Source organism: Arcticibacter sp. MXS-1 (assembly GCF_041902385.1).
Classification (GTDB): domain Bacteria; phylum Bacteroidota; class Bacteroidia; order Sphingobacteriales; family Sphingobacteriaceae; genus Arcticibacter.
The window spans coordinates 3980178-4006123 of the sequence record NZ_CP169244.1; the positions used below are offsets into that span (position 1 = coordinate 3980178).

The 25946-nt window shown below is 49.0% G+C and carries 20 protein-coding genes, 2 pseudogenes and 1 riboswitch; of the genes and pseudogenes, 1 reads left to right on the forward strand and 21 read right to left on the reverse strand.

The features are described from left to right. Window positions 1–15 precede the first annotated feature (15 nt). From ACES2C_RS17225 to ACES2C_RS17245, 5 genes are all read right to left on the reverse strand, one after another. Window positions 16–3018: a SusC/RagA family TonB-linked outer membrane protein gene (locus ACES2C_RS17225; RefSeq protein WP_374166977.1), complete on the reverse strand. Its 3003-nt coding sequence runs from the start codon at window positions 3016–3018 to the stop codon at window positions 16–18. Window positions 3019–3621: 603 nt separating this feature from the next. Beyond that, on the reverse strand, window positions 3622–5547 hold the full coding sequence (locus ACES2C_RS17230; RefSeq protein ID WP_374164303.1) for a glycoside hydrolase family 97 protein: 1926 nt from the start codon (window positions 5545–5547) through the stop codon (window positions 3622–3624). Continuing rightward, window positions 5544–5774, reverse strand: a complete 231-nt coding sequence (locus ACES2C_RS17235; protein WP_374164304.1) for a glycoside hydrolase family 97 N-terminal domain-containing protein — start codon at window positions 5772–5774, stop codon at window positions 5544–5546. The genes ACES2C_RS17230 and ACES2C_RS17235 overlap by 4 nt, the downstream gene beginning before the upstream one ends. Window positions 5775–5991: 217 nt before the next feature. Then, complete coding sequence (locus ACES2C_RS17240; protein WP_374164305.1) at window positions 5992–6285, reverse strand: hypothetical protein; 294 nt, start codon at window positions 6283–6285, stop codon at window positions 5992–5994. A gap of 121 nt (window positions 6286–6406) precedes the next feature. Beyond that, on the reverse strand, window positions 6407–7747 hold the full coding sequence (locus ACES2C_RS17245) for a deoxyguanosinetriphosphate triphosphohydrolase (RefSeq protein WP_374164306.1): 1341 nt from the start codon (window positions 7745–7747) through the stop codon (window positions 6407–6409). A gap of 428 nt (window positions 7748–8175) precedes the next feature. On the opposite strand from ACES2C_RS17245, the gene fabF reads away from it, so the two are divergent. Then, window positions 8176–9447, forward strand: coding sequence for a beta-ketoacyl-ACP synthase II (fabF, locus tag ACES2C_RS17250; protein WP_374166978.1), 1272 nt, complete (start codon window positions 8176–8178; stop codon window positions 9445–9447). Between the two features lie 152 nt (window positions 9448–9599). Here the strand turns inward: fabF and ACES2C_RS17255 are convergent, their stop codons facing one another. The 16 genes and pseudogenes from ACES2C_RS17255 to gatB form a co-directional block, all read right to left on the reverse strand. Further along, window positions 9600–12263 carry a TonB-dependent receptor gene (locus ACES2C_RS17255; protein WP_374164307.1) on the reverse strand — a complete coding sequence of 888 codons (2664 nt, stop codon included), beginning with the start codon at window positions 12261–12263 and terminating at the stop codon, window positions 9600–9602. Next, window positions 12260–12814: a carboxypeptidase-like regulatory domain-containing protein gene (locus ACES2C_RS17260; RefSeq protein ID WP_374164308.1), complete on the reverse strand. Its 555-nt coding sequence runs from the start codon at window positions 12812–12814 to the stop codon at window positions 12260–12262. Before ACES2C_RS17260 ends, ACES2C_RS17255 begins: the two co-directional genes overlap by 4 nt. Window positions 12815–12983: 169 nt before the next feature. Then, window positions 12984–13664, reverse strand: coding sequence for a PRC-barrel domain-containing protein (locus tag ACES2C_RS17265; RefSeq protein WP_374164309.1), 681 nt, complete (start codon window positions 13662–13664; stop codon window positions 12984–12986). Window positions 13665–13743: 79 nt separating this feature from the next. Next, entirely contained in the window at window positions 13744–14181 is a 438-nt protein-coding gene (locus tag ACES2C_RS17270) for a carboxymuconolactone decarboxylase family protein (protein ID WP_374164310.1), read from the reverse strand. A gap of 60 nt (window positions 14182–14241) precedes the next feature. Then, the gene (locus ACES2C_RS17275; protein ID WP_374164311.1) at window positions 14242–14817 is read right to left on the reverse strand and encodes a Crp/Fnr family transcriptional regulator; all 576 of its coding nucleotides are present in this window, start codon (window positions 14815–14817) and stop codon (window positions 14242–14244) included. 322 nt (window positions 14818–15139) lie between these two features. Continuing rightward, window positions 15140–15343: a cysteine-rich CWC family protein gene (locus ACES2C_RS17280; RefSeq protein WP_374164312.1), complete on the reverse strand. Its 204-nt coding sequence runs from the start codon at window positions 15341–15343 to the stop codon at window positions 15140–15142. A gap of 26 nt (window positions 15344–15369) precedes the next feature. Next, window positions 15370–17748 carry a ribonucleoside-diphosphate reductase subunit alpha gene (locus ACES2C_RS17285; protein WP_374164313.1) on the reverse strand — a complete coding sequence of 793 codons (2379 nt, stop codon included), beginning with the start codon at window positions 17746–17748 and terminating at the stop codon, window positions 15370–15372. Window positions 17749–17784: 36 nt separating this feature from the next. Next, window positions 17785–18752 (reverse strand): annotated as a pseudogene (locus ACES2C_RS17290) (ribonucleoside-diphosphate reductase small subunit). Window positions 18753–18866: 114 nt separating this feature from the next. Then, window positions 18867–19008, reverse strand: a riboswitch (cobalamin riboswitch). A gap of 204 nt (window positions 19009–19212) precedes the next feature. Further along, window positions 19213–19539, reverse strand: a complete 327-nt coding sequence (locus ACES2C_RS17295) for a DUF6266 family protein (RefSeq protein WP_374164314.1) — start codon at window positions 19537–19539, stop codon at window positions 19213–19215. Between the two features lie 593 nt (window positions 19540–20132). Beyond that, entirely contained in the window at window positions 20133–20513 is a 381-nt protein-coding gene (locus ACES2C_RS17300; protein WP_374164315.1) for a hypothetical protein, read from the reverse strand. A 100-nt stretch (window positions 20514–20613) separates the two neighbouring features. Further along, window positions 20614–21045 carry a group II intron maturase-specific domain-containing protein gene (locus ACES2C_RS17305; RefSeq protein ID WP_374166979.1) on the reverse strand — a complete coding sequence of 144 codons (432 nt, stop codon included), beginning with the start codon at window positions 21043–21045 and terminating at the stop codon, window positions 20614–20616. A gap of 87 nt (window positions 21046–21132) precedes the next feature. After that, window positions 21133–22058 (reverse strand): annotated as a pseudogene (gene ltrA / locus ACES2C_RS17310) (group II intron reverse transcriptase/maturase); the annotation flags it as partial. 469 nt (window positions 22059–22527) lie between these two features. Next, window positions 22528–23214: a response regulator transcription factor gene (locus ACES2C_RS17315; RefSeq protein ID WP_374164316.1), complete on the reverse strand. Its 687-nt coding sequence runs from the start codon at window positions 23212–23214 to the stop codon at window positions 22528–22530. A gap of 103 nt (window positions 23215–23317) precedes the next feature. After that, entirely contained in the window at window positions 23318–24415 is a 1098-nt protein-coding gene (locus ACES2C_RS17320; protein WP_374164317.1) for a redoxin domain-containing protein, read from the reverse strand. Further along, window positions 24412–24750 (reverse strand): hypothetical protein, encoded by a 339-nt coding sequence (locus ACES2C_RS17325; RefSeq protein ID WP_374164318.1) that lies wholly within the window; start codon window positions 24748–24750, stop codon window positions 24412–24414. The genes ACES2C_RS17320 and ACES2C_RS17325 overlap by 4 nt, the downstream gene beginning before the upstream one ends. Continuing rightward, window positions 24723–25874, reverse strand: a complete 1152-nt coding sequence (gene gatB, locus ACES2C_RS17330; protein ID WP_374164319.1) for an Asp-tRNA(Asn)/Glu-tRNA(Gln) amidotransferase subunit GatB — start codon at window positions 25872–25874, stop codon at window positions 24723–24725. Before gatB ends, ACES2C_RS17325 begins: the two co-directional genes overlap by 28 nt. Between the last annotated feature and the right edge of the window lie 72 nt (window positions 25875–25946).

Consider the following 25946-nt stretch of genomic DNA (forward strand, 5'->3'; position numbering starts at 1 on the left):
CTTCCTGAATTAAAATTAAAAACCAACTTCTATCCCCATCGTGTAAGTCTTTCCAAAGGGTGTCTCCCAGCCTCTTGTTCCAAACTCATTCACTTCGGGATCTGCAATCTTGTATTTAGAGAAAGTGAGGAGGTTTGAGCCGTTCAGGTAAACCCGGATGTTTGAGGCACCAACTTTTTTTACAAGCGGTGAAGGTAGATTGTAACCGAGGGTAACAAACTTGAGCCGCAGGAAGCTCGCATCATGCATCTGCCTGCTGCTGTACTGCTGGGGGTCGGTCAAGTCATTTCCGTCGAGCTTGGGTAAAGAACCTTTGATATTATCAGGGGTCCACATGTTATCATAATAGTACTGAGCCCTGATGCGCTCCCAGTAGTAGCCATCGTCCGCTACATCCTTAAAAGCTCCGTCATATAGCTTACCGCCAAGCTTGTAGTTAAAATTGAGGGCCAGCGTGAATCCCTTATATTCCAGGTCGGTATTGATACCGCCGTAAACGTCAGGGATAGCACTGCCAAGGGTTGTGTAGTTGGCCTTTGCATAGGACAAGGTCGCTCCACGGCCGTTGTGTAGAAAGTCGCCTGCCTGAGGGTCGTTAGGATCATTTACGTACCAGACGTTTTTACCATCCGTTTCGCGAACACCCGCCCACTCGAAGCCATAGAACGTGAGCGGAGAAGAGTTTTCACGATAGATAAACTGCGCACGTCTGTCTTCTCCCCCGGTTGGGTCGTACCAGATGATGTCGGATCCGTTATACAGCTTGACCACCTTCGAGCGCATGAACGTGCCGTTGATGCTGGCGCTCCACCTCAGTTCCTTGTTCCGGATGATGTCGCCCCCTAGATCTATCTCAAGGCCTCTGTTGTTCATTTCGCCTACATTCCTAAGGGTGTTCGGATACCCGGTCACCAGAGAGACAGGCACGCTCTGGAGCAGATTTTTCGAGTCCCTGTTAAAGTACTCCACCGATCCTGTGATACGCTGGTCAAAGAGGCCGAACTCCAGGGCAAAATTGGATGCATAGTTCGTCTCCCAGGTCAGATTAGGATCACTGATGGTCTTAACCAGACCGCCTGGCTTACTCATATATTTTTGGTCGAAGAATGTCAGGTTGCGCCAGCCGTAATTGTCGGTGGGCAAAGTCCCGTTGGTCCCATAGGAGGCCCTTAAACGCAGGTTGCTGATATAACTGAGCGGCTCCATAAAGGACTCCCTGCTGATGGTCCATGCCCCGGCTACTGACCAGAAATCACCCCAGCGGGCATCCGGACCAAGACGGGAAGAGCCGTCGCGACGGTACGAGGCCGATGCAAAGTACTTCTGGTTGTAGTTGTATTCGGCGCGCGACAGGCCAGACACGAGGGTATTCCCCCAGCTGTAGGCATTAGCGCTTGTAGTGCCGGCGGTTGCAACGGTATGAAGGGAGCTGGATGCGAGATCGGTACCCGTTGAACGCTGAAAGTCTGTTTTGTTCCTTTCCGCCTCAAATCCTGCCAGCAAGTTCAGCTGGTGGGCACCAAATTGTTTCGTGTAGTTCAGCGTGGTAGAAGATACGATCTTGTTCAGATTCGTCGTGATCTCACTCACCGAACCATTTGTCCCTGCCCCGTTAAAGTGCAGGGCACTATAATATAGATGATCCTGGACCTGCGAGTTATCATAGGAGAAGACCGATTTCAGCAGCAGCTCAGGCAGCAGCCTGATGTTGAGTGTTTCATTAGCTGTTATACGGCGGGTAATAGAATTGTTCTCCCACTGGTTATTGTAGTACTCAGGGTTGTAAGCCAAACTGCCATAACGTGCCGTGAATGGCTGGCCGGTCTTGTAATCGGTCGGCCAATAAAAGGGCCATAAGAGGTTTCTTGATTGAAGAAAGTAGTTCGCTCCCGTGTTGCGCGTATCGTTATACCCCGACTGCCCCGTCCTGCCTATGCCCACATTGGATATGAACTCAACATATTTTCCTACTTTTTGAGCGAGGTTGATGCGGCCCGTCACTCGATCGAAGTCGTTCACCTGGATCCGCGATTTGTCTGTGGTATATGACAGAGAAGAATAATAGGTGGTATTTGCATCACCGCCGCTTATTGAAAGATCATTTGTCTGATAAACCCCTGTCCTGAATAGAACATCATCCCAGTCGAAGTACTTTCCTTCGCGATTCTCGACCCCATCGGTCATTCCCTTAATGATGACATTTTCCGAAAGACCCGTCCCTGCGGTTTCAAAGTAATAGCCGTGCTTATTGAATCTTTGATTGAGCCGCCTGAGAGCATCCGAATTAGCAACCGCGTCTGTCTTCTTGGCCGAGGTGTTCAGGTCATGAAAAACGCGATAAAGCATATTGGTCTGCTCCTGTATTCCCGCAGGCTCGTAGTTGTCGGTAGCCCAGGAAGGAGTAAAACCGACTGAGGACTTGAGATTGATAACGGGTTTGCCCGACTTGCCCCTTTTGGTGGTGACCAGAACCACGCCATTAGCGGCCCTTGAGCCATAAAGAGAAGCCGCTGCTGCATCTTTCAGCACCGTGATCGACTCAATATCGGAGGGATTGATCGAGCTCATCACATTATTTGAAGCGTAGAGGTTGTCTTTCAGCTGCCCAACATTTCCCGAAACAACCGGCACTCCGTCAATAACATACAGAGGTTCATTTCCGGCATTCATTGAGCCGATACCCCTGATGCGGATGCTGGGAACAGAGCCGGCCTGCCCGGAGGAAGAAGTGACCTGCACTCCCGCTACGCGGCCTGTCAGTCCCGCTTCAAAGGAGGCAACCGGAGCATCTTTAAATGCTTTCTGACTGACGACAGACGCCGCACCGGTATAGGTACCTTTCTTCGCGGTACCGTATGCTACTACCATCACTTCCTCAAGCTGCTTCGAATCGGTTAAGAGACTTACATTGATAACCGTCCTGCCTTTAACAGCTATCTCTTGTTTTTGATGGCCGAGAGCCGTGAAGACCAGCGTGGCATTTTCAGGAACACCACTCAGCGCATAAACTCCATTCAGATCAGATGACGCCCCCTGTTAGAGCCCTTGATTTTGACAGTGGCAATAAGACCAGTCTTATCCCCTGCCGAAGTTACAACGCCGCTTACACGGATTTGCGCCTTAGAGGACAGCGAAAGACATAGGAAGACACTGAGGAATACTAGTAGATTTTTTCTCATAATGGCATTAATACATTCTTTGATTGTTTAGAACTTTTAGAAAAACAGGCAGGACAAGCCAATCCTGTGTTTTTGCAGACATATTAGATGCATATTAAACAAAAACACCGATTTAATCAAAAATTAACCTCCAATTTATCTAAAACATCGCAAAATACAGCATCACAGACAAAAAAGGGCAGGAGTCAACAAATGCCTTATGGCATTCACAAAGCGATCACACCGACGCCTTTCCCAAAAGAAATAATGGGGTCACTAACACAAACGGACTTTTCTAAAATCCTCCATCGTCAGAAAAGCTGGGGGTTTTAGAAAAGTCCGTTCAATAAATGGATACTTCGCTCTTATTCGCTCGGCACAACTGTGCCGAAGGACTCCATTAAAAGGTGCCTTTACTAAAGGCGAGTCAGACCTTCGGTCTGCTTCTTATTCTTCGCCTCGATCACGCTAATGGCGTAGCCCCTCCGGGCGCAGATTGCTGTACGAGTTTCGACTTATTCTTTACCAATACCTTTCGGATTGTATACGCCTGAGGATTTGTTTTATAATGTGCATCTTTCGCATCCGCGTAGATCGTTGCAATATAAGTCTTGCCCGGATCAAGGAAGCTGAAGTTAATGGAAGACTTGAAGCCGTTCTCTCCGCATACATTTCCTACGAACCAGTTATTAGATCCTTTAGCCTTGCGGGCAACGGTGATGTATTGCCCGGGCTCCGCCTCCAGATACTTGCTGATATCCCAGTCAACCGCCACATCTTTTATAAACTGAAAAGCGTCAGAAAAACGTTCATAGTTCTCAGGAAGATCGGCAGCCATTTGCAGCGGGCTGTATAGAGTCACATATAAGGCGAGCTGATTCGCCAGCGTGCTGTTAACATGCGACTTGTTTTCGGGATTCAGTTTCGATATGTCCATTTCAAAGATCCCCGGAGTGTAATCCATAGGACCTCCAAGCAGACGTGTAAAGGGCAGAAGCGTCACGTGGTTTGGCTTACTTCCGCCGAACGCCTGGTACTCTGTGCCTCTTGCCGACTCGTTTCCGATAAGATTCGGATAGGTACGCGCAATGCCCGTAGGACGCACAGCTTCGTGGGCATTAACCATAATCTTGTATTGTGCCGCTTTCTCTATGGCATACTGATAGTGATTCACCAGCCACTGGCTATAGTGATTCTCTCCGCGTGGCAGAATATCACCTACGTATCCGCTCTTCACCGCATCGTACCCGTTGTCTTTCATGTACTGGTAAGCCTGATCCATGTGCCGCTCATAATTCCGAACAGAAGAAGACGTCTCGTGGTGCATGATCATTTTAATACCCTTACTTTTCGCATAATCGCGTATCTCTTTCATGTCAAAGTCAGGATAAGGGGTAACGAAGTCAAAGACGTAATCTTTCGAGTTTCCAAACCAGTCTTCCCAGCCGATATTCCAGCCTTCCACCAGAACGCCGTCAAAACCGTTCGCTGCTGCAAAGTCGATGTACTTCTTTACGTTCGCTGTGTTGGCCCCGTGGGTTCCGTTAGGCTTCACTTTGGTGTAATCGGTCACGCCAAGTTGCACCGAGGGCAGCTCGTTAGTATACGACCAGCTGCTTTTACCAGTGATCATCTCCCACCATACGCCAACATACTTAACAGGTTTGATCCAGGAAGGGTCTTTTATTTTGCAGGGCTCATTAAGATTATATGTGATCCGCGAAGCCAGGATGTCACGGGCATCATCACTTACGATAACCGTACGCCAGGGAGTGGTACGGGGAGCCTGCATATACCCTTTGTCACCTTTTGCATCGGGCGTAAGCCAGGATGTGAACACGAAGTTCTTGTCATCAAGATTAAGATGCATGCAGGGGTAGTCAATCAGTGCAGCTTCATGGAGATTAATATAAAGGCCCTCGTTCGTCTTCATCATAAGTGCCGTCTGTACGCCGGTCGGCGAAAACGATGATTGCGATACATTAGCGGTCCTTGCTTTTTCATTCAGTCCCCGGATCTCCGACAGGCGCGACGTCGTGTAGTCATATTCCTGCGTGTCATAGTCGCCAGGAATCCAAAAAGCAGTATGATTGCCCGACATAGCAAACTGAGTGCGCTCTTCCCTGATGACAAAATAGATCAGGTTTTTCTGTTGAGGAAACTCGTAGCGGAATCCCAGTCCGTCATTGAAAAGCCGGAAGCGGACGATCATCTCACGCTCTGTACCTTTTTGCGTTAAGGATACAGCAAGTTCATTATAATGGTTTCTGATCTCCCTTTCTTCCCCCCACACCGGTTTCCAGGTCTCGTCAAAGCTTGAAGTTTTTGTATCGGAGACCGAGAAATTATCATAAAGAGACGCCTGAGCGTTGATCGTTTTCTGCTTCATATCCGACTCCCCCCAGTTTCTGTGTCTGCTTGCTTATGCTTTAGTTCGAATCCCAGCTTACTTGGCTTAATCACGGGCTTGCCCTTGTAGGTCAGGGAATATGTTGGAACGCCCCTTTCAGCAATCTGAAAGGTTAAAATAAGGTTTCCATTTGGAGAACTGAGCTTTTGAGCCAACATCGTCAGGGCGACAAAATTAAAAGATAGAAAAAGAAAAAATTTCTTCATTTGGTATTGCTTTATCTGAATAAAACTTAATTGGTGTTTCGGCCCAAAGGTACTATATAATCCCGTTATATACCAGATTTTAAAAGGCAGGAATGAAAGTTTTATTCACCAGAGAACCGCTAAAGGAGCACGCCCGGGCAGCTGTATAGAAATACCGAAGTAGAAGCGGGAAGCTTTATAAACAAAAGAGGCAGACCTTGCAGCCCGCCTCTCCTGTTTAGTCATTGTCGCCGGCACCCGACTTGCCCGAGCGCCGTCGGTCTTCTTCTCCAAGGTCCATATCCATCTGGTCCTCGTGTCCGTCATACCCGATGATTGTGTCCTCTATCGCGATCTTGTAGCCATCCTCACCGCTTTGGTTTTCACTGAGGGAGTTTGTCGTACCCGCATACCCGGTATCATTCTGCTCCGCCGCATCCGGACGATTGGTCTGCGCTCCCCCTATCGTATTATCCTTTTCGTTTTCCCTGCTTTTAGCAGCCTGTTCCCGGGCGTTCTGTTTGTTTTCCATAATGCTTTTCTTAGGTGATGTGTATTACGCTTTCAGTAGTATGTTAGTTAACAAGACAAGGTATACATGGTTTTCGTTAACATCAACAAAGGCGGTATTCCCCCTGGTGATGCGCAGGCTCTCAGCTTATCATCGGGAATGAAATTCCTTTCACTTTGCCGTACAGCTCTACGGCGTACAGGTCCGTCATTCCCGACACGAAGTCCAGTACGCTTTGGATCTTCGAATACTTATCATCGCGGTCTGTATGGAACTGCTCGGGAATTAACTTAACAAGCTTGTGATAATAGTGCGTATCGTTAGAAAGAAGTGCAGGTACGAACTCTTCCAGCAAACCCGCCATCACTTTATATCCGGCAACCTCCTTGTTGATAACCGACGAATAGTTGTAGATCCGTTTTTCAGAAACCTCCTGGATTGCCTTCCAGGGGCTGAGAAGCTCCTCACCGAGGCATTTAATCAGACTCTTATTTAAAGAGCCCTGCAGAATTGCTTCCTGCTGATTAAAGAATGCTTTAGAGCATTCCCAGGCCAGCGTGTTAATCGCTTTTGCTCTCAATAAACCTACCTTCGCATCGTCATCATAATCCTGCGCCAGCCGTTCCCTGATTTTCGGGTCATTGGCGAATGGCAGCAGATACGCCTCTACCTCTTCATAGCTCAATATCTTGAGCCGGTGTGCATCTTCCAGGTCGACTATCGTGTAACAGATATCGTCAGCAGCTTCTACAAGATACACCAGGGGATGCCGCTTGTAGATCAGCGGAGAGTCCTCCTCCCGGATCATGCCCAGCTCTTCTGCTATCTTTTTAAAGGTCTCCTGCTCCGACTGAAAGAAGCCATATTTTTTCCGGTGCAGGTGCTCTTTCTGCCGTCCCGCGATAGAAGCACAGGGGTATTTGGCAATAGAAGCGAGGGTTGAATAGGTTAAGGCATAAGCGTCGTTGCCTTTTCCCTGAAATGGATGCGTCAGGATGCGCACCGCATTGGCATTGCCTTCAAAATTGATCAGGTCGTGCCATTGCTCCTCGCTTACATCCTTCTTGTACTCCCTCCCATCGCCGTCAGTGAAGTACCGCGATATGGCAGCTTCGCCCGAATGCCCAAAGGCGGGATTACCTAAATCGTGGGCAAGCGCAGCAGCTGCCACGATGCTGCCAATCTCCATAATAAGCGGAACTTCCTTGACTAGTTCGGGCCTTTTCTCTTCAACATAATTCAGGAATATGGTTCCCATAGACCGGGCCACACTTGCCACCTCTAGGCTATGGGTAAGCCTGTTATGCACGAAGACGCTCCCCGGCAGAGGAAATACCTGCGTCTTGTTCTGCAGGCGCCGGAACGGCGATGAAAAGATGAGCCGGTCAAAATCGCGCTGAAAATCTGTACGGGCACGGTCAAAACTCACTTCACGCTCTTCCTGCCCGAATCTTTTATTGGATAATAAATACTTCCACTCCATGATAACTGAACGCCGGCCGCTGTTGTAACATTTCGTAATGGACAGCCGGCGTTCAATTATATGAATATTCGAACAAATACCGCTCCTGCAGACGGCTATCTACTAAAATTTATTAGATATATGCCTCTCCGCCCGTCTTTCTTCCCCGGTTCTCCTCTTTGGCGAAAGTCGCTCACAACGGTTTGCAGACTAACCTCGTGAATGTTTTTCTTGTCCCGATACGAATCGGTATTTATATTTGCCCTTCCATGCGAAAAAACTCACATATTGCGGAGGACCTATGAAACCGGTCAGAATTCCCTCACTAAAGGAAAGATCGGGATGTCAAAGTCACACAATGACGAGATCTGACATTGTCCCCTTCCGCGCAGGTTAAAGACAAAAGATACCTGCAATAAATTTATAAACAGAAATTTACTTAACAATCAATACCCAGACAGTATGAAAAAAAACGAGTGGTGGTAACCGGATTAGGAACAATAAGTCCTTTAGGAAATAACGTCTCCAGTTTTTGGAAAAGCATAGTCGCCGGAGTTTCGGGTGCTGCACCAATCACTAAATTCGATGCTGCCAACTTCAAAACCCGCTTCGCCTGCGAAGTACAGGGATTTGAGCCCGAGTTGTATTTCGAGAAGAAAGAGATCCGCAAATATGACCTGTTCACCCAATACGCGGTAGCCTCAGCAAAAGAAGCCATTGAGGATGCGGGACTTGATTACAGTACACTTGGCATGGATGAGAAAGCCAGAACAGGTGTCGTATGGGCATCTGGTAACGGAGGCATCGCCACCTTCGAGCAGCAGGTGAAAGAGTATTACCTCGGTGATGGAACGCCCCGCTTCAACCCGTTTTTCATTCCGAAGATGATAGCCGATATCGCTGCGGGTGTTATTTCGATGAGGTACGGCCTGCTCGGCCCTAACTATTGTACTGTCTCTGCATGCGCTTCATCAAACACAGCACTCATCAATTGTTTCGACCTGATCCGGATGGGCCGGGCCGACGTAATGATCGCGGGTGGCTCAGAAGCTGCCATCTCGGCGGCTACCATCGGAGGCTTCAACGCAGCACATGCGCTATCCCAGCGGAACGATTCTCCCAAAGAAGCGTCGCGTCCGTTCGATGTCGACAGGGACGGATTTGTTGCCGGCGAAGGTGGCGCAGCGCTAATATTAGAAGAATATGAGCACGCTGTAAAGCGCGGAGCTAAAATATACGCCGAAGTGGTTGGGGGAGGAATGGCAGCAGACGCCTACCACCTCACCGCTACCCATCCCGAAGGCCTCGGCGCTATCCTCGGAATGAAAGCCGCGCTGAGCGATGCAGGTATCGAAACCGCTCAGGTCGACTACATCAATATGCACGCAACTTCTACAGGAACGGGCGACCTGAGTGAACTCCGGGCTATCGCAACACTATTCGAGGGCAACCAGAACCTGGTAGTAAGTGCCACTAAGTCCATGACAGGACACTTGCTTGGAGCTGCAGGAGCCATCGAATCCATCATCTGCGTGCTTGCACTCAGAGACCAGATCATTCCTCCTACCATCAATACCGTTAATATAGACCCTGAAATGCCGCAGGGAGTCAACATTTTGCTGCGAGAATCGAGGCAGCAGCCACTTAACTACGTGCTGAATAACACGTTCGGGTTTGGCGGCCATACCGCTTCGTCTCTCTTTAAAAAATGGGAGGAATAAAGTAAGAACCGGTGAGGTTTTACTCGCAAACCGGCATAAAAGAAGACGGAATACTTTGTGCGTCAAGAAGCAAGAGGTCTTTTACAAAACAGGAAACTCCGGGTGTATATCCCGGAGTTTTTGTTTGTGATAAGGTATCGGTTTGCAGAAGATCAGAACGAGTAGCGCGCCCCCAGCTGGATCTGGTAAGGGTCGCCACTTGGGTTTACAATACCGGAGTTGTTTACGCGGTAGTTGAACCGCTGATTAGTGGCATCAAAATTTGGCAGTGCCGCATTGCCGTTAGCTGCCGGAACTCCCAGAGCGTAAAGAGCCTGGTTGCCCAGCGACTTGTTCGTGCCCCATTTCTTATTTAGAAGGTTCGCCACGTTAAATACATCGCCCGAAAGTTCCAGGCAGTGCGTTCCTGCAATATTGATTTTCTTGCTGAGACGAAGATCAAAAACGCCGTAGAAGCCGTTCACACCGCCATTTCTTTCCGCAACCTGGCCCGAGTACTTTAAAATATAATCCTTTAAGCTCTGACTGGCTGCCGGGTTATCGAGCAAGGCCTGCAGACCAGTGCGAATATTCTCCGGAACTGATGTATTATTTTTGTCGAAAATAAATGCCAGATCATTCTGACCGGAAACAAAGTCGCCATTAGTATTCCCTCCGGAGAGCAGCGAATACCTTGTTCCTCCCAGGCCTGAATAACGCATGGACAGACTGAATCCATGAAACGTTGGAGAAGAGCCATAGATCACCAACTTGTTTCTAAAGTGACCGTCCGAGTACGTCATCTTGCTTAAGTCCCGTGGATCTTCCCTCACAGGAAGTGAAAGAGTGGCGGTATTTGCCACGTTTCCGTTAAAGGAAGTATTGTCCCTGGTATCATTCCAGGTATAGCTCACCGAGATTGCTCCATCCTTATAATATTCATAAGCAGCATCCAGCACCACCGCAAACTGATTGACCTTTCCCTTACTATTCAGCTCCAGGACGCGTCCCAACTTATTGCTGATACGTCCCTGCTGCCAGTCAGAAGCACCGTTGCTGCCTACTGCGCTAAGAGGAACATAGACTCCGCGGTTCCCCTCGTTCGCCAGTCTAAAATAAGGATCAGCGGCCATGTTACGATCCACATACATGTAATTATGACGGGCCAAAGTTGCATAACCTGTAATGCCGAGCCTTAGCTTATCCGTTATAAAACGGCTGTATGACGCATTCGCCTTGTATATTACAGGCACTTTGGCGTCTTTGCCATTTGTATTAATGGTAGGAATCTGGAAAGCAGCCAGGGCAGGCGTTGTTGATGGATCCCTTCGGTAGGAGGCAAAATCAGGAGTGGGAACGTTTGCGTCTCTCACATCAACCGTTGCAAGGTGCTTCCCGTCAAAAACCATGTTATTAATGACCACATAGTTATTGATGTCTGAAGCAAAAATACCGGCTCCGAACCGGATGTAGTCCTTGTGACGCTCGTTCACATCCCATGAAAACTGGATCCTGGGCTGAGCAACAAAAGAGGTCAGCTTGTTGTCAGTCCTGATGTTCAGTTCGTCAAGCACCAGCTGGTTGAGCGGCGATGAAGGATAGTGGCTGTAGTCCAGACGTAAACCCGCGGTCATGTCGAGGCCTCTGCCCAGCCTGGTCTGCATTTGCCCATATAGGCCAGAGTTGAGAATGGTACCCCTCACGCTCGGGTCGTCTACAAGAGGAACTTCGCGGTAGTAACGATACGGTTTTAAATTTCTAAAATTCTCAAGCGCTGTCACATTGCTTGAAGTAACAGGGTCTTTTGAATTAACAAAATGGAAACGTCCGTTCACCTCACTGCCATAGGTTGAATGAGCACGCGTATACATCAGGTCGATTCCGAATGTGTACTTAACCTTGTCAGTATTGTAAAACACGTTATCCACCAGCTGAACCACGTGATTCTCAAATCCTTCCTGAGCAAAGCGATGCCCTCCAAGCTGAATCTCGGTCGATTTGGTCGTCCCGTCGCTAAGAGTTGAAGTGACGTTCTCTACGATTGCCCGGGGAATGTTAGCCGAAGGGAGCTGACCGCCAGGGCTGCTCTTCTGATAGGTGTACAAATGCTGTACTTTTAACTCGTTAGTGAGCCGCGGATTGATTGCAGTACGAAGAGTTGCAAGTAAGCTGTTATCGATATTCTTATCATTCCCGTATGACTCGAACAAATTGATCCTGGTGTTGTCTCCCAGGCCAAGATTATTCCGGTCGTTGGTGTAGTTGTCGCGGATGGTGAGCAGGTTCTTTTCGTTGATCTGCCAGTCGATCCTTGCAAAGCCCGCATCTGATCCCCTTCTCTTATTGAAGGAGCCGTATTGGGGAGAAGAGCCCAGGCCGTACTGGTTCCGTCCGATCTCAATGAACTGATCCAGCGTAGACCGGGTAATATTGAAGCGGCTTTCATCCGCTGCCGATTCAATATCCGCGATGATAAGGGGCCGTGCATCTCGCTGATGATCCCAGCCTACGAAGAAATGCAGCTTATCTTTAATAATAGGTCCGCCCAGAGTAAAACCATACTGGTAAGTAGAAAAGTCAACATCCCGTCTGTTGCCTCTGATATCATACTTGCTTGCCAGCCAGTCTGCCCGTCCGTAGGTAAATGCACTTCCGGTAAACGTATTAGTTCCCGACTTCGTTACAGCACTTACTGTCCCTCCGCCTGCACGGCCGAAGGTCACATCATACTGATTGGTCACCACCTTGAATTCGCGCACCGCTTCGATTGATATTGAATACGGGGCACCACTTCTGCTGGTAGTTGCTCCTGCTGATGTCGGATTCTTAGCAGTCATCCCGTCGATCGTGAAGTTGGTGGAAGACCCGAGCTGCCCTGCAATACTTCCCCCCTCGACAAGGGAGAAAGATCGATCAGGTTCGTGAAATTTCGTCCGTTGATAGGAAGCTTCGCAATTTCCCTTCCGGTAAAGGAAGTAGCAGCTCCCATGATTTCAGTCTTATTTTTCATGCCAGAGGCAACGACCTCTACCACGGCGAGGGTCTTTACATCGTCAGACATGGTTACATCTACCCTGATCACGTCACCCTGGTTTAGGGAGTAACCGGTAAGCTTCTGCTGGCCAAAGCCTACATAAGTCACTATTACTGAATAAGGTTTTCCCAAAGGCAGCTCTTTGAAAGAATAGCTTCCTTTGGAGCTTGTGGTGGTCCTTGCCGTGAAGCCGGTCGACTCGTTGCGAACCTGTACCGATGCTCCGGGTAAGGGCTTCTTTTGATTGTCGGTAACCGTTCCCGCGATAGAGCCTAAAGTGGTCTGCGCGGCTAGTTGAAGTTGGTAAAGGCAGCATAAGCATAATACTATAGCTGCACGAAGAGTGTGTCGCATGATAGAGTTGTGGATTGATTTTTTCGGAGGCAAAGCTATCGACGCGGTGTTACCGTAACGCTATCATGATGTTAAGAAATGGCTCAGGTAAGCAAAAAGGACGAATGCCGCCTGCAGCGGTCCGTCCTTTTTCAATAATGTTGGTGAAGGTGCTGATGGAAACAGAACACTACAAAGCAGCGAAGCCGTCTGCAAAATTGCCCCGGTCTTTAATAACCCGTATACTCGACTCGGCACTGTCAATCACTTCCACGTCGGCCGTAGCCAGAAGCATTCGCTTTCCAGCATCTGTTTCATCCACAGAAACGTCAATATTCACTACCGACCAGTTTGCTGTATCAGCGAGCATATCGGTTACTTTACCAAGACTGGCACTGTCATCAACTACCGCTAATCCTACCACGTCGCGGTAGCTCCTTAAATGGCGGTCATATTCGCCCGCTTCCATTGCGATCTTGTCTTCCAGGGGAGTAGTAGGATCTACCACTGCACCAACCATGCCGGTGGTCACAAATCCTCCTCCGGGAAAGCCCAGCCCCGGCCATGAGTAGTAATGATGAAGGTCAGCCTCCTGCTGTCGCGATACAGGCTTCTCGGTATCAATGTCCGGGCTCCCCTTCACCTGATCGGTCGTCAGGTTGGCAGGTATTGAATCCCCGTCCCATTCCGGAGTGCTTAACGCTGCCGGAGATATAAGCACTTTCCGTCCGAAGAGCCAGTTACCAGTCTTAACAACCAGGTACCTTAATCTCCAGGTTTGGTCGTCAAAATAAAAATCTTTCACGTGACCGATTTCGCCGTCAGTGGCTCCGATCCTATAATTTATTAAGCTTTGCAAACTGCGTACCATGTGTTCTGTATTTAGGTTAAACAAATTGATTCTTAGCTCTTTCTATATAAACATAATACAGCAGCTGTAGTTTACATTTTTAACCTATTTCTTTTCTTGTACTGATGGCTATTCTGTTCCAGCCATTAATAACGACAATGGCAACGATCACCTGATTAAGGTACTTTTCACCAGGCAGCTCCAGCGCCTTTTCATAGGTCTCATCACTCACCCCACCCTTGCTGATCAGCGTCACTTCCTCGGTGAGTGCCAGTATCGCCTGCTCCTCCTTTGAGAAAAGGCCCGCCTCCCTCCACGCATTGAGCAGATAAATACGCTGCTCAGTCTCCCCGTACTTCCTTGCATCCCGCGTGTGCATGTCGAGGCAATAGGCGCAGCCGTTGATCTGCGAGGTTCTAATTTTGATCAGCTCGTTATGCGCATGGCTTAATTCGGTCGATTGTAAGTACTTTTCCAGTCCGTACATGGCCTGTAATGCCTGAGGTTCTGCTTTTAGAATGTCAATTCTTGTCTTCATGATGTAATGTTTTAATAAGACAAAGCTACCCGGCGAACGGCCTGAAAATCTTAAACGGGTTTAAGAAACAGCTTTCTTTCTGATTTCGCTCAGGTACTCAGGCGTGAAGCCCAGAAACGAAGCTAGCAAATACTGCGGGACCCGCTTCACAAAGTCGGGATAGTTCGAATTAAAATGATGGAATAGCTCCTCACGCGACCACTCATAAAAGAGCCTCGTGCGCATCTGTGCCGCTCCATAGGCCTTCTGGTAAAGTACCCTGAAGTACTTTTCCAGCGACGGCACTTCATTAAGCAGCTTTTCCTGAAGGTGGAAGTCGAGCCGCATCACCTCGGTCGTTTCCACTGCCTGAATGTAAAAATCGGAGCCCTTTGCACTTCCATAAGCCAGACAGTCCGTCATCCACCAGTTTTCCAGTGCGAACTGTACCGTGCGTTCAACGCCCTTCCGATCTATGAAAAACATACGAAGAAGGCCCTTTACCACGAAATAATTATACCGGCAAAGCTCTCCCGGACGCTGCAGACTCTCCTTCTTATTATACCGGACCTTCCTGAAAGCATTGAGAATTCTTTCCAGTTCATCCGGCTTCAGGTCGACGGTCTTTTTAATATGGTCTATGAGCTGTTGAGACATGAGCAGCAATGGTTGATGAACAAGATACAAAATAAAAGGCTGACTCGGGACAGATCAGGGCCTGTTAGGTGCCATGTCAGAGGCATCGGCTCACCAGCACAATTTCGCAAGTAAAAAAGCACCGTATAGAGACCGGGTCAGGACCGCGAGGAGTCGGTGCTTACTCGGTGCTGACTCGGTCCTGACTCGGTCCTGAGTCGGTTCTGTCCCTAGCAGGGCTGCCGCCGTTCTCCCACCTGCCCCCCACCAGGTACAGGCCAAAAAAAGCCTGCCCCCGTTGGGAACGGGGGCAAAAGCAAGGAGCCTTAAGGGCAATGAAAAATCACTGAAGCTGCAGTCTGTACTCCTCTTTCAGATCGGTCAGGCACTGGGCGCATAGGCAGCCTTCGTAGAGCTCGCTGACATACTGAACCTCATTCATACTCAGCTGGACAGCGCTGCACTGGCACCTGGTGTAGTTATTCGCCCTGCACTCAATGCGCTTCCCGCATCGCTCACAACTGATGATCTCGTGTTTTATAAGCATGTCTCCAGCGAAGATACAACAACCCGTCAGGCAGAACAAGTCACACAGCCCTCCTCCATCGAGCAGGACGGGCCAGCCGGAATCTCGTCTTCCACCTGCTTCACCTGTTCCGGTATCACCGGCTCCATGTTCTTGCCGGCCTGATTTTCCACCGTAAACTTGACAGCCTGAGCAGCCGCCTGCGTTCTCAGGTAGTACATGCCCGTCTTCAGGCCTTTTTTCCAGGCATAGAAATGCATGGACGTGAGCTTAGCCGCATTTGGAGCGCTGACGAACAGGTTGAGCGACTGCGACTGGCACACATAAGCGCCTCTGTCGGCGGCCATGTCAATAATAGTACGCATTTTAATCTCCCACACCGTTTTATATAACTCCTTTATGTCTGCCGGAATCTCTGCAATGTCCTGGATGGACCCGTTGGCAGTAATGATCTTGTTTTTCATATCATTATTCCAAAGGCCCAGCTCCACCAGGTCGCGCAAGAGATGCTTGTTCACAATGATAAATTCCCCGCTCAATACCCGGCGGGTGTAGATATTAGACGTATAGGGCTCAAAACACTCATTATTTCCGAGGATCTGAGAGGTGGAAGCGGTGGGCATAGGCGCCACCAGCAGGGAGTTGCGGACCCCGTGGTTCATCACATCAAGACGGAGGTTCTCCCAATCCCAGCGGCCACTCTCCGGCTTTACACCCCACAGGTCAAACTGGAACTTCCCCTGCGATAAAGGGGAGCCCTTAAACGACTCATAAGCTCCCTCGGCAATAGCAAGATCCTTTGATGCGGTCATGGCGGCAAAGTAGATCGTTTCGAAAATCTCCTTGTTTAAAGTGCGCGCCTCCTCACTTTCAAAGGGCATACGCAGCAGGATAAACGTGTCGGCAAGGCCTTGTATTCCTAAGCCCACCGGACGGTGCCGCATATTCGAATTCCGCGCTTCCTCTACAGGGTAATAATTGTGGTCAATGATGCGGTTCAGGTTCACTGTTACCTGATACGTCACTTCATAGAGTTTCTGATGATCGAAAACACCGTTGATAACGAAGCGGGGCAATGCCAGGGAGGCAAGGTTGCAGACGGCTACTTCGTCGGCAGAGGTATACTCCATGATCTCGGTGCAGAGGTTAGAACTTTTGATGGTCCCCAGGTTCTGCTGGTTCGACTTGCTGTTGGCCGCATCTTTATACAGCAGGTAGGGCGTTCCGGTCTCTACCTGAGCGTCGAGGATAGCAAACCATAGCTCCTGCGCCTTAATGGTTTTTCTGGCTCTGCCCTCTGTCTCGTACCGTTCATACAGGGATTCAAACTCCTTACCCCAGCAGTCGGCCAGTCCGGGCGCTTCATGCGGACAGAAAAGGCTCCAGTCCTCATTTGACTCTACCCGCTTCATAAAGAGGTCGGAGATCCACAGGGCATAGAACAGGTCCCTTGCCCTCAGCTCTTCCTTGCCGTGATTCTTGCGCAAATCAAGGAACTCAAAGATGTCGGCGTGCCAGGGCTCCAGATAAATAGCAAATGCTCCTTTGCGCTTGCCTCCTCCCTGGTCCACATAGCGCGCCGTGTCATTGAATACGCGCAACATCGGGATGATGCCATTACTGGTTCCGTTGGTGCCGCTGATGTACGAACCTGTCGCCCTCACATTATGAATGCTCAGTCCGATACCCCCTGCGCTCTGCGAGATCTTGGCAGTCTGCTTTAATGTATCGTAGATCCCGTCAATGCTGTCGTCCTTCATTGTGAGCAGAAAACAAGACGACATCTGCGGCTTGGGCGTTCCTGCATTAAACAAGGTGGGCGTGGCATGGGTAAACCAGCGTTCGCTCATCAGGTTATAGGTAAGAATCACACTGTCTACGTCTTCTTTATGAATTCCGACCGCTACGCGCATGAACATATGCTGAGGACGTTCAGCGATCTTGCCGTCCAGCCGCAGCAGGTATGATTTTTCCAGCGTTTTGAATCCGAAATAGTCGAACCCGAAATCCCGGTCGTAAATGATGGTGCTGTCAAGCAGTTCCGCGTTCTTTTCTACGATTGCCCATACGTCGTCGGCTATTAAAGGCGCCGGTTTCCCGGTCTTGGGGTCGATATACTCGTGCAGCCGGCGCATCGTTTCCGAAAACGACTTGATCGTATTTTTATGCAGGTTCGAAACCGCAATGCGCGATGCGAGCAGCGCATAATCGGGGTGCTTGGTAGTAAGCGATGCTGCCGTTTCCGCAGCAAGGTTATCCAGCTCGGAAGTCGTCACACCGTCGTAGATTCCTTCAATCACCTTTTTTGCTACATCAATCGGGTCAACCAGTACATGGTTCAGACCGTAACATAGCTTTTCTATCCGGGCAGTAATCTTGTCAAACTTGACAGACTCTACCCTTCCGTCTCTTTTTATTACAAACATAGATGTATATTTTAATGGTGGTACCGTCGATATTGATTAAAAATCTTCATCCAGGGAGAACGACTGGCCCTCCTTGTCAGACATCACGCCGCTTTTCTGATAGTCGCCTACCCGCTTTTCGAAGAAGTTGGTCTTTCCCTGCAGGGAAATCATTTCCATGAAGTCGAAGGGGTTGGCGGCATTGTACACTTTTTCGTAGCCCAGCTCGCTGAGCCAGCGGTCGGCCACAAACTCAATGTACTGCGACATGAGCCTGGAGTTCATACCGATCAGGTCGACCGGCAAAGCATCTGTTATGAACTCTTTTTCAATGGCAACAGCATCCGTGATGATTTCTCTCACCTTCTCTTCACTCAGCTTATTGCTCAGCATGCTGTAGAGCAGGCAGGCAAATTCGCAGTGCATACCCTCGTCCCTCGAGATCAGCTCATTACTGAACGTGAGCCCCGGCATCAGTCCCCTTTTTTGAGCCAGAAAATGGAACAGAAGCTGCCGCTGAAGAAGATGCCCTCGACGGCTGCGAAAGCGACTAAGCGCTCAGCAAATGTGCCGTTCTCAATCCAGCGCAATGCCCACTCCGCCTTTTTCTTCACACAGTCTACTGTCTCAATTGCATGGAACAGGCGATCCTTCTCTACGGGATCCTTCACGTAGGTATCGATCAGCAGCGCGTACGTTTCAGAGTGGATGTTTTCCATCATGATCTGGAAGCCATAGAAGCAGCGTGCTTCAGGCACCTGCACCTCGCTCATAAAGTTCACAGCAAGGTTCTCGTTGACGATGCCATCACTGGCTGCAAAAAAAGCAAGCACATGAGAGATGAAGTGGCGCTCGCCGTCGTTCAGTCCCTGCCAGTCGCGCAGGTCTCCGGACAGGTCAATTTCTTCGGCGGTCCAGAAGCTCGCCTCATGTTTCTTGTACATTTCCCAGATAGCGGGATAGTTGATTGGAAGGATCACAAACCGGTCCTTGTTCTCTTTTAATAATAATTCTTCCTGTTGCATAAGCAATTTTTTATTTGTTTATGAAATACAGGTGCCGGCAAAGAGCTAACGGTATTGCAGCGCAGGAAGCGCCAAAAGACGGTAGACTTTTCTGCCAAAACCTTAATCGTGAAAGTTTCGGACAAAACCATAGGCAGGTATCTGGCTTGTAAAAGCACGCTTTTACTTACAGTTGCACGTCAGCCCGCGATTTGCACGCGGTTCCCTTTTAATCACTCCCCCTGACGGAGAATGAACCTGATAGTTTCTGTTAAAGAACTTACAGCAACAAAAATAGGTTTAAACAGATAATCGAGGAGATTTAGTTTTGAACAGGAATAAAGTTATGAACATTAGTAACCAATCTTACCTTGTGAACTGAAGGAATCGCTGCCTTCGATAAAGAATACAACAGCGGGTTTTGCGTTTCGTCAGTGGATTAACGTCATTTGCGATGCGACAAGACGTACATCATTTATTTTTAAATGGGTGTATATTGGGGTGAAAGGATTAGGGGATACACGCCCTTGATAGCATCATGCAACACCTGACTCACCGCCACATTGTAGCCCGATACCTTGTTTTTCGACTCCGGGATATAGCCCAGACTCAGCAGTTTGGAGATTGGCCGCATAAAGTCTACCGCCAGGGCAAACCGGAGCTGCTGCTTCAGCTGCTTCTCGGATGCCGCCTTTGGCGACTTCTTGGGTAAACTCCGCATGTAATCAATGCTCTTCCAGCTACTGCCGATCAGGTTGCCTACTTTTCCTGAAAATCTGCCCATCAGCCCTTTAAAAAAACTTCCCATAACGTTTAGAATTTAAATGGCTAAAACTCTGTTAATTCCTGCGGTTCAAAGCCTTGACTAGTATCAGCTCTGCCTCTGAACCAAATGTAGGACCCTCTCCTGCCTTTGACTAATTCCGGTGCCAGATGGCGCCAAATGGCTTCAGTTGGCGTCAGTTTTCCTCCTTTCAGTGTTCTTTCTTACTTGCTTGAGAAATGTTCCTGACTATTACCTGATCCGTCCCCGGTTCGCCACTTTTCCGTCTGTTCTTTTACTCCCTGCAAGCCGGAAGGAGAAGGCCTAACGACCGGCAGACGGCCGGAAGGCGAAGCAGAGACGGTTCTGAAACGAATCAGAAACGAATCAGAAACGGCCAGCTGACGGCAAACTGACGAAGAACTGACGAAGAACTGACGGCAAAGCGTAAAAGAACTAACGAAGAACTGACGGCCGGCTAACGGCCCGGTAACGAACGGAAACCCTAGCCCAGGTACGGGTTATCCTTCAGGATGACCTCCTCCCGGTAGCGCCCTAAATGCTCGAGATATTGTTTCACATCCTGGCTACGGTACCGGCATTTGCCGCGTTCTTCGCCCGAGTAGGCCAGCCGCCCGCTACTCCTGAGCCGCTGTAGCTGCTGGCTCTACTTTAAGCAAGGTGTGGTATCCCCCCATAAAGGCTTTGTCAAAACACGTTCTCATGACATCCGACTCATACGGTATTTCAACATCGAGCCGATAGAGCCGGTGGGTTGCTTTGAAAGGAACACCGGGTTTTAATGGGATCAGCCGTGCAAAGGGATAGTCAGGCTTTGCAAGGGGGCTCAAGAATAACGGGTGGCACCCCGCCTGCAACGTAATACCCCTTGCGTAGTATCGGGTAAAGAAGTCCCATAAAAAGTGAAGTCTGGTATCCCTTCCTGGAGGAGGCTGGCCTCCTCCAGGATTCATAGGTTTGGAGACAGAATCCTTCAGGTACCAGAATGATAACTTCATCCGAGAGATTAATGTAGAACAATCGAGTAGGAAGATAGGGATTATTTCCCTATCTGTCCTCTCACACCACCGTACGTACCGTTCGGTATACGGCGGTTTGCTAGAATAACTTCGTTTGGTGTTTCGTTTTCCAATAGTAGTAGTTCTGGAATCCTACAAATCCCTGCCCTGCAAAATAGCTTTTATTCAAAGTAGTGAGCAAAGTGGGACGGGCGATACGGCAGTAGGCCTTTCTTGTGTTGGCCAATTGATAAGCTTTCGCTTTGGTTACGCCAAGCCGGATCAGATTTCTAATTCGGCAGGACACCGTTTTCCATTGCTTCCACAACGTCGTTCTTAGCCTGCTGCGAGTCATCTCGTCTAGTCCGGTCATTCGTTCTCCTGCCTCTGCCAGGCAGAAGTAGTTAACCCATCCCCGGATGACTCCCCCCAGTTTGGTTATCCTCACCCTTAACGTTAATGGATTGTTACGTTTGGTGTGCTCCCTGATCTTTTCCTTTATCCTTGTCAATGATCTGGGTGCAATTCGCATCTTCCATCCGTTAGCCGTCCCATAAAAGGAGAACCCAAGCAGGGTACTTTTGGAGGCCGGGCTCACCTTGCTCTTTTCACCGTTCACTTTCAGTTTCAATCTATCTTCCAGATAGATTGTGATACTTGACATTACCCGTACTGCTGACTTTTTGCTGCCAACATAAATGCTGCAGTCGTCCGCGTAGCGAACGAACCGGTGGCCACGCTTCTCCAGCTCCTGATCCAGCTCGTGCAGCACAATATTCGACAGTAACGGACTTAGAGGACTTCCCTGTGGGGTACCCTCGGTTCGGGCTCTTACCACTCCGTCATCCATGATACCGCTATTCAAATAGCTCCCAATGAGTTTAAGCGTCCGTTTATCCTTGACCTTGAGGCATAACAAACTCATGAGTTTATCATGGTTAACCCGATCAAAGAATTTATCCAGATCTAACTCTATCACCGGGTGTAGCCTTCGTTGAGGTATTCCTGTGCTTTCTGTACAGCCTGATGAGCATTGCGGTGGGGTCGAAAACCATAACTGTAGGGCGAGAACTCGCCTTCATACTTGGGACTAAGCCATTGGGAAATGGCTTGTTGAATGAGCCGGTCCACCACTGATGGTATCCCTAACATTCTCTTTCCGCCTCCGGCCTTGGGTATTTCTACCTTTCGGACTGCTTGCGGACGATAACTGCCAATCAGAATACTGGCCCGTAATGTTTGCCAGTGAGTGTTTAGGTAGTCACGAAGTTCATCGGTCTGCATACCATCCACACCGCCGGCACCCTTATTAGCAGTCACCTGCCTTAAGGCTCTTTGTACATTTCGGATGTCCAATATTTCCTCTAGCATACTCCCAAAAAAAAACTTCCTTCCAGGCATTGTGCGCATTGGTTGCATGGTTCCGCTCAGCTCCTCCCGTAGTACTTTCGGATTCCGTCCTATCCTCCTATGGGTAGTTCTCTTACGTGTTTCCGCTGTTAACGCTTTGCCATAAACGTCCTGTTTCCTTTGCCATTCTAACATTGTCCCTTCCTGACTTGCAGTACTATGGACTCTGCTGACTTCTGATTAAACCAGCTGACCATTATTATTCTGGTCAGTGTTTCCTCTCCGGTATTCGCGCATACCTTTGACGGATTAAAATCAGATCTCCCGGGGTAAGACGATCTACTTTCTATGGATCTGGCCTCTGTATCTACGGTTCGGTCTCCGTGCAGTATAGGGCTTCTGTTTGTATTGCAACATCACCCGTACCTTGTTCCGCCTTATATACAGTTTCTGTCCGTAGGCCCCCACATTTGCCGCCGGCTTCCTTCAGATTCGCGGTCACCCGCGACACCCTTGCCTTGAGCTAACACTTCCTACTGCAAAGCGTGTTCGGGACTTGCACCCTATAGTCGATCGCCATGCCCGGCACACAACCAAAAACCCCGTAAATAGCTCTATTTACAGGGTTCTAATATTTTTCAAATAAGCCTTAGCAGGCGCCCTCTCAGGCTTCAAACTTGTACCCTACGCCCTTCACTGTAGAAACGTAGTTTTCGCCCAGTTTCTCACGGAGTTTCCGGATGTGGACATCAATGGTCCTGTTGGTCACCACCACTGAATCTTCCCATATGTTTTTCAGAATGACGTCCCGGGTATATACTTTGCCTGGTTTTGAGGCAAGCAGATAAAGCAGCTCGAACTCCTTCTTGGCTAAGACCACTTTCTCTCCCTGCTTGTACACCAGGTAGGTTTCCCGGTCAATTACCAGATCGGTGATCTCGAGCTTGTTCTCAACCACCTCTTCGGTTACGCTGTTACGTCTCAGGATCGCATTGATGCGGCTCACCAGCGCACGCGGCTTAATCGGCTTTGCTATGTAGTCGTCTGCTCCGACATTAAAGCCTGCTATTTCCGAATACTCTTCGCTTCTTGCTGTCAGGAAGACCATAAACGTGCTCTTAAACTCATTCATGGTACGCATGATCCTGCATGCCTCAATGCCGTCCATCTTCGGCATCATCACATCCAGGATGATCAGGTCAGGCCTTACCTTCTTCGCCTCTGTAATACCCTCCTGTCCGTTCGACGCGCAGAAGACCTGATAGCCCTCTTTTTTTAGATTGTATTCTACCAGTTCCCGGATATCCGGTTCATCATCAACGATAAGAATTTTTTGCTTTACTGAACTCATGTTCTTGGATTTCGCTGCTAAAGTAGAGTCCTAAATATAGGAAATAGTTAACTCCATATTAAATTATTGTTAACAATCACACTACCTTAACATTCTCCTTAGCTTATTTCAACGTCTTGTTTAAAAAGACTTCAAGTTCAGGGCCTCGCAGGTTCTTTGCAATGATCTTTCCTTCTTTATCGAGCAGGAAGGAAGCGGGGATCGCTTCGATCTGGTATTGCTGATTGATCTTTCCGTTCCACTGTTTCAGCTCCGACACGTGATTCCATGCGAGCTTATCGGCCTGAATAGCGGAAAGCCACTTGGCTCTGTCCTCGTCAAGCGATACACTCAAAATGGTGAAGTTCTTATCCTTAAACCGGTTATACTGTTTCACCAGGTTGGGGTTCTCCTGCCTGCAGGGGCCGCACCAGGACGCCCAGAAATCGAGCAATACGTATTTACCATGAAAGTCGGAGAGTTTCATCTTCTTACCGTCCGGTGCAGGGAGTTCAAAATCCGGAGCTTTCTGGCCAACCGACAAAGGCTTCAGCTTGTCCATCTTGCTGATGAAATCCTGCACTGCCTCGTTATTCTTGTATTTTCCCTTGAGCTCCTGCGCAAATTTTACCATCTCATCTTCGTAGCTGCTCTGATCAAGGGAACTGATGGCATAAAACCCTGCCAGATTATCTTTATTCTTCTTCGCGAAATCAAGGGACTCCTTCGAAAAAGCCTGCATGTTCTTATCAAAGCGCGGCGAATAGACCTGCGTAAGTGAATCTTTAGCGGCCGGACGCTGCGACACCTGCTTTTCATACTCCTCCTTGAGGCTTAAGAACACCTTGCCGTACTTATTGGCCATGCTGTTAAATTCTTTCAGCTTCTCGGCATCTTCCGAACCTTCTATCTGATATTCAGCAGCCGGATCTGCATAGTCAGCCTCGAACTTCAGCGCATCACCATTGCGTGCCACAAAGAGGTAGTTCTTTTCATTCACCACCAGATAGAAGAACTCGGGCTCAGGCGATGCAACATGAAATTTAAACTCATTGTTCTCACTCAAAACAGCTGAGTCTACCAGCCTGTTTTGCTGGTATAAGAGCACCTTCTTCTGTCCCTGGACGTTCAACAACTTTCCGTCGATGGTAAATTCGTCTTTGTTCTTACAGCCACTCACCAGGGCTACAACGAGTAGAATAATTACAGATAAATGTTTCACTTTAGTGATTCTAGTTTTTTAATAACAAGCTGATTAGCTTTCTTAGGATCAATCTTACCTTTAGACAGCTTCATCACCTCACCCATGAATAAACCTAAAACGCCTTTTTTCCCTTTGTGGTATTCTTTCACCTTGTCAGGAAAACGCGACAGCGCCTCGTCAATGAAGGCCTCGAGCTCGTCGCCTTTGGTATCGATCAGCAGATTTAATTCAGCCACAAGGTCCGTAACGCTTTTCGAAGGATCAGAAAGCAAGGCAGGAAACAGCTGCTGAACGGCCGACGTGTTGTTGATCTTTCCTTCTTCGATCAGGGTAATGATCTCCGCCAGTTGCACGGGCTGCACTTCAAAAGAAGTGATGTCTTTTCCCCCTCATTCAGGTCCGATTGCACCGGTCCGATGATCCAATTCGCAGCAGCCTTATAATGGGGCGTGAGCTTTACGAGTTGCTCAAAATAGTCGGAGGTCGACTTCTCTTCGGTGATGATATAGGCGTCGTACTCGGGAAGCCCCAGCTCGTAAATATAACGATGAATGCGTTGTTCGGGCAGCTCAGGGAGTTCCGACTTCAGGGCCTCGATCCACTCCTCCGCAAGATGAAGCGGCGGAAGGTCAGGCTCAGGAAAATAGCGGTAGTCGAACGCCATCTCCTTAGACCTCAGTACCGAGGTGGTTCCGTTGGCAGCATCGAAGTTAAGCGTGTTCTGCTCTACCACTCCCCCATTTTCAATCAGCTCAACCTGCCTTCTGAACTCATAGCTGATGGCACGCTGAAGATTGCGGACTGAGTTGAGGTTCTTTACCTCGCAGCGTTGTCCGAAGGCACTTTCACCTTTGAGTCGCACGGAGATATTCGCGTCACAGCGCATGCTGCCCTCCTCCATATTGCCATCGCAGATGCCCAGGTAGCGTACCAGCTTCCTGACCTCAGTAAAATAAGCTGCAGCTTCTTCTGCCGAACGGATATCGGGCTCTGACACAATTTCGATCAGAGGCACTCCTGCCCTGTTCAGGTCAATCAGCGAGTACTGATCGTCTTTATCATGCATGCTTTTGCCGGCATCTTCTTCCATGTGGATCCGGTTGATGCGGATCACCCTGTGGCTCTTATCTTTCAGCGTGATCCGGACGTTGCCGTTTACGCAAATCGGAGCCTCATCCTGTGTGATCTGGTACCCCTTGGGCAGGTCGGCATAAAAGTAGTTCTTACGGTCAAAGCGGTTTTCCCGGTTGATGGTACAGTGAGTGGCCATTCCCATCTTCACAGCGTAAGCTACCACCGTCTTATTGATCCGGGGGAGAGTACCGGGGAGGCCTAGAGATACAATACTGGTGTTTCGGTTTGGCTCCGCTCCGAAAGAAGCAGAGTCGGATGAAAAGATCTTCGTTTTTGTCTGCAGCTGGGCGTGTATCTCAAGCCCGACAACCAGTTCGTATTTCTCCAGAACTTCTTCTGTCATTACTTTTTGTATTTTGTTTTGATGGCCGATTTTTCAAATATATAGATTAGGGGGCCGCTGCCGCAAGAATTG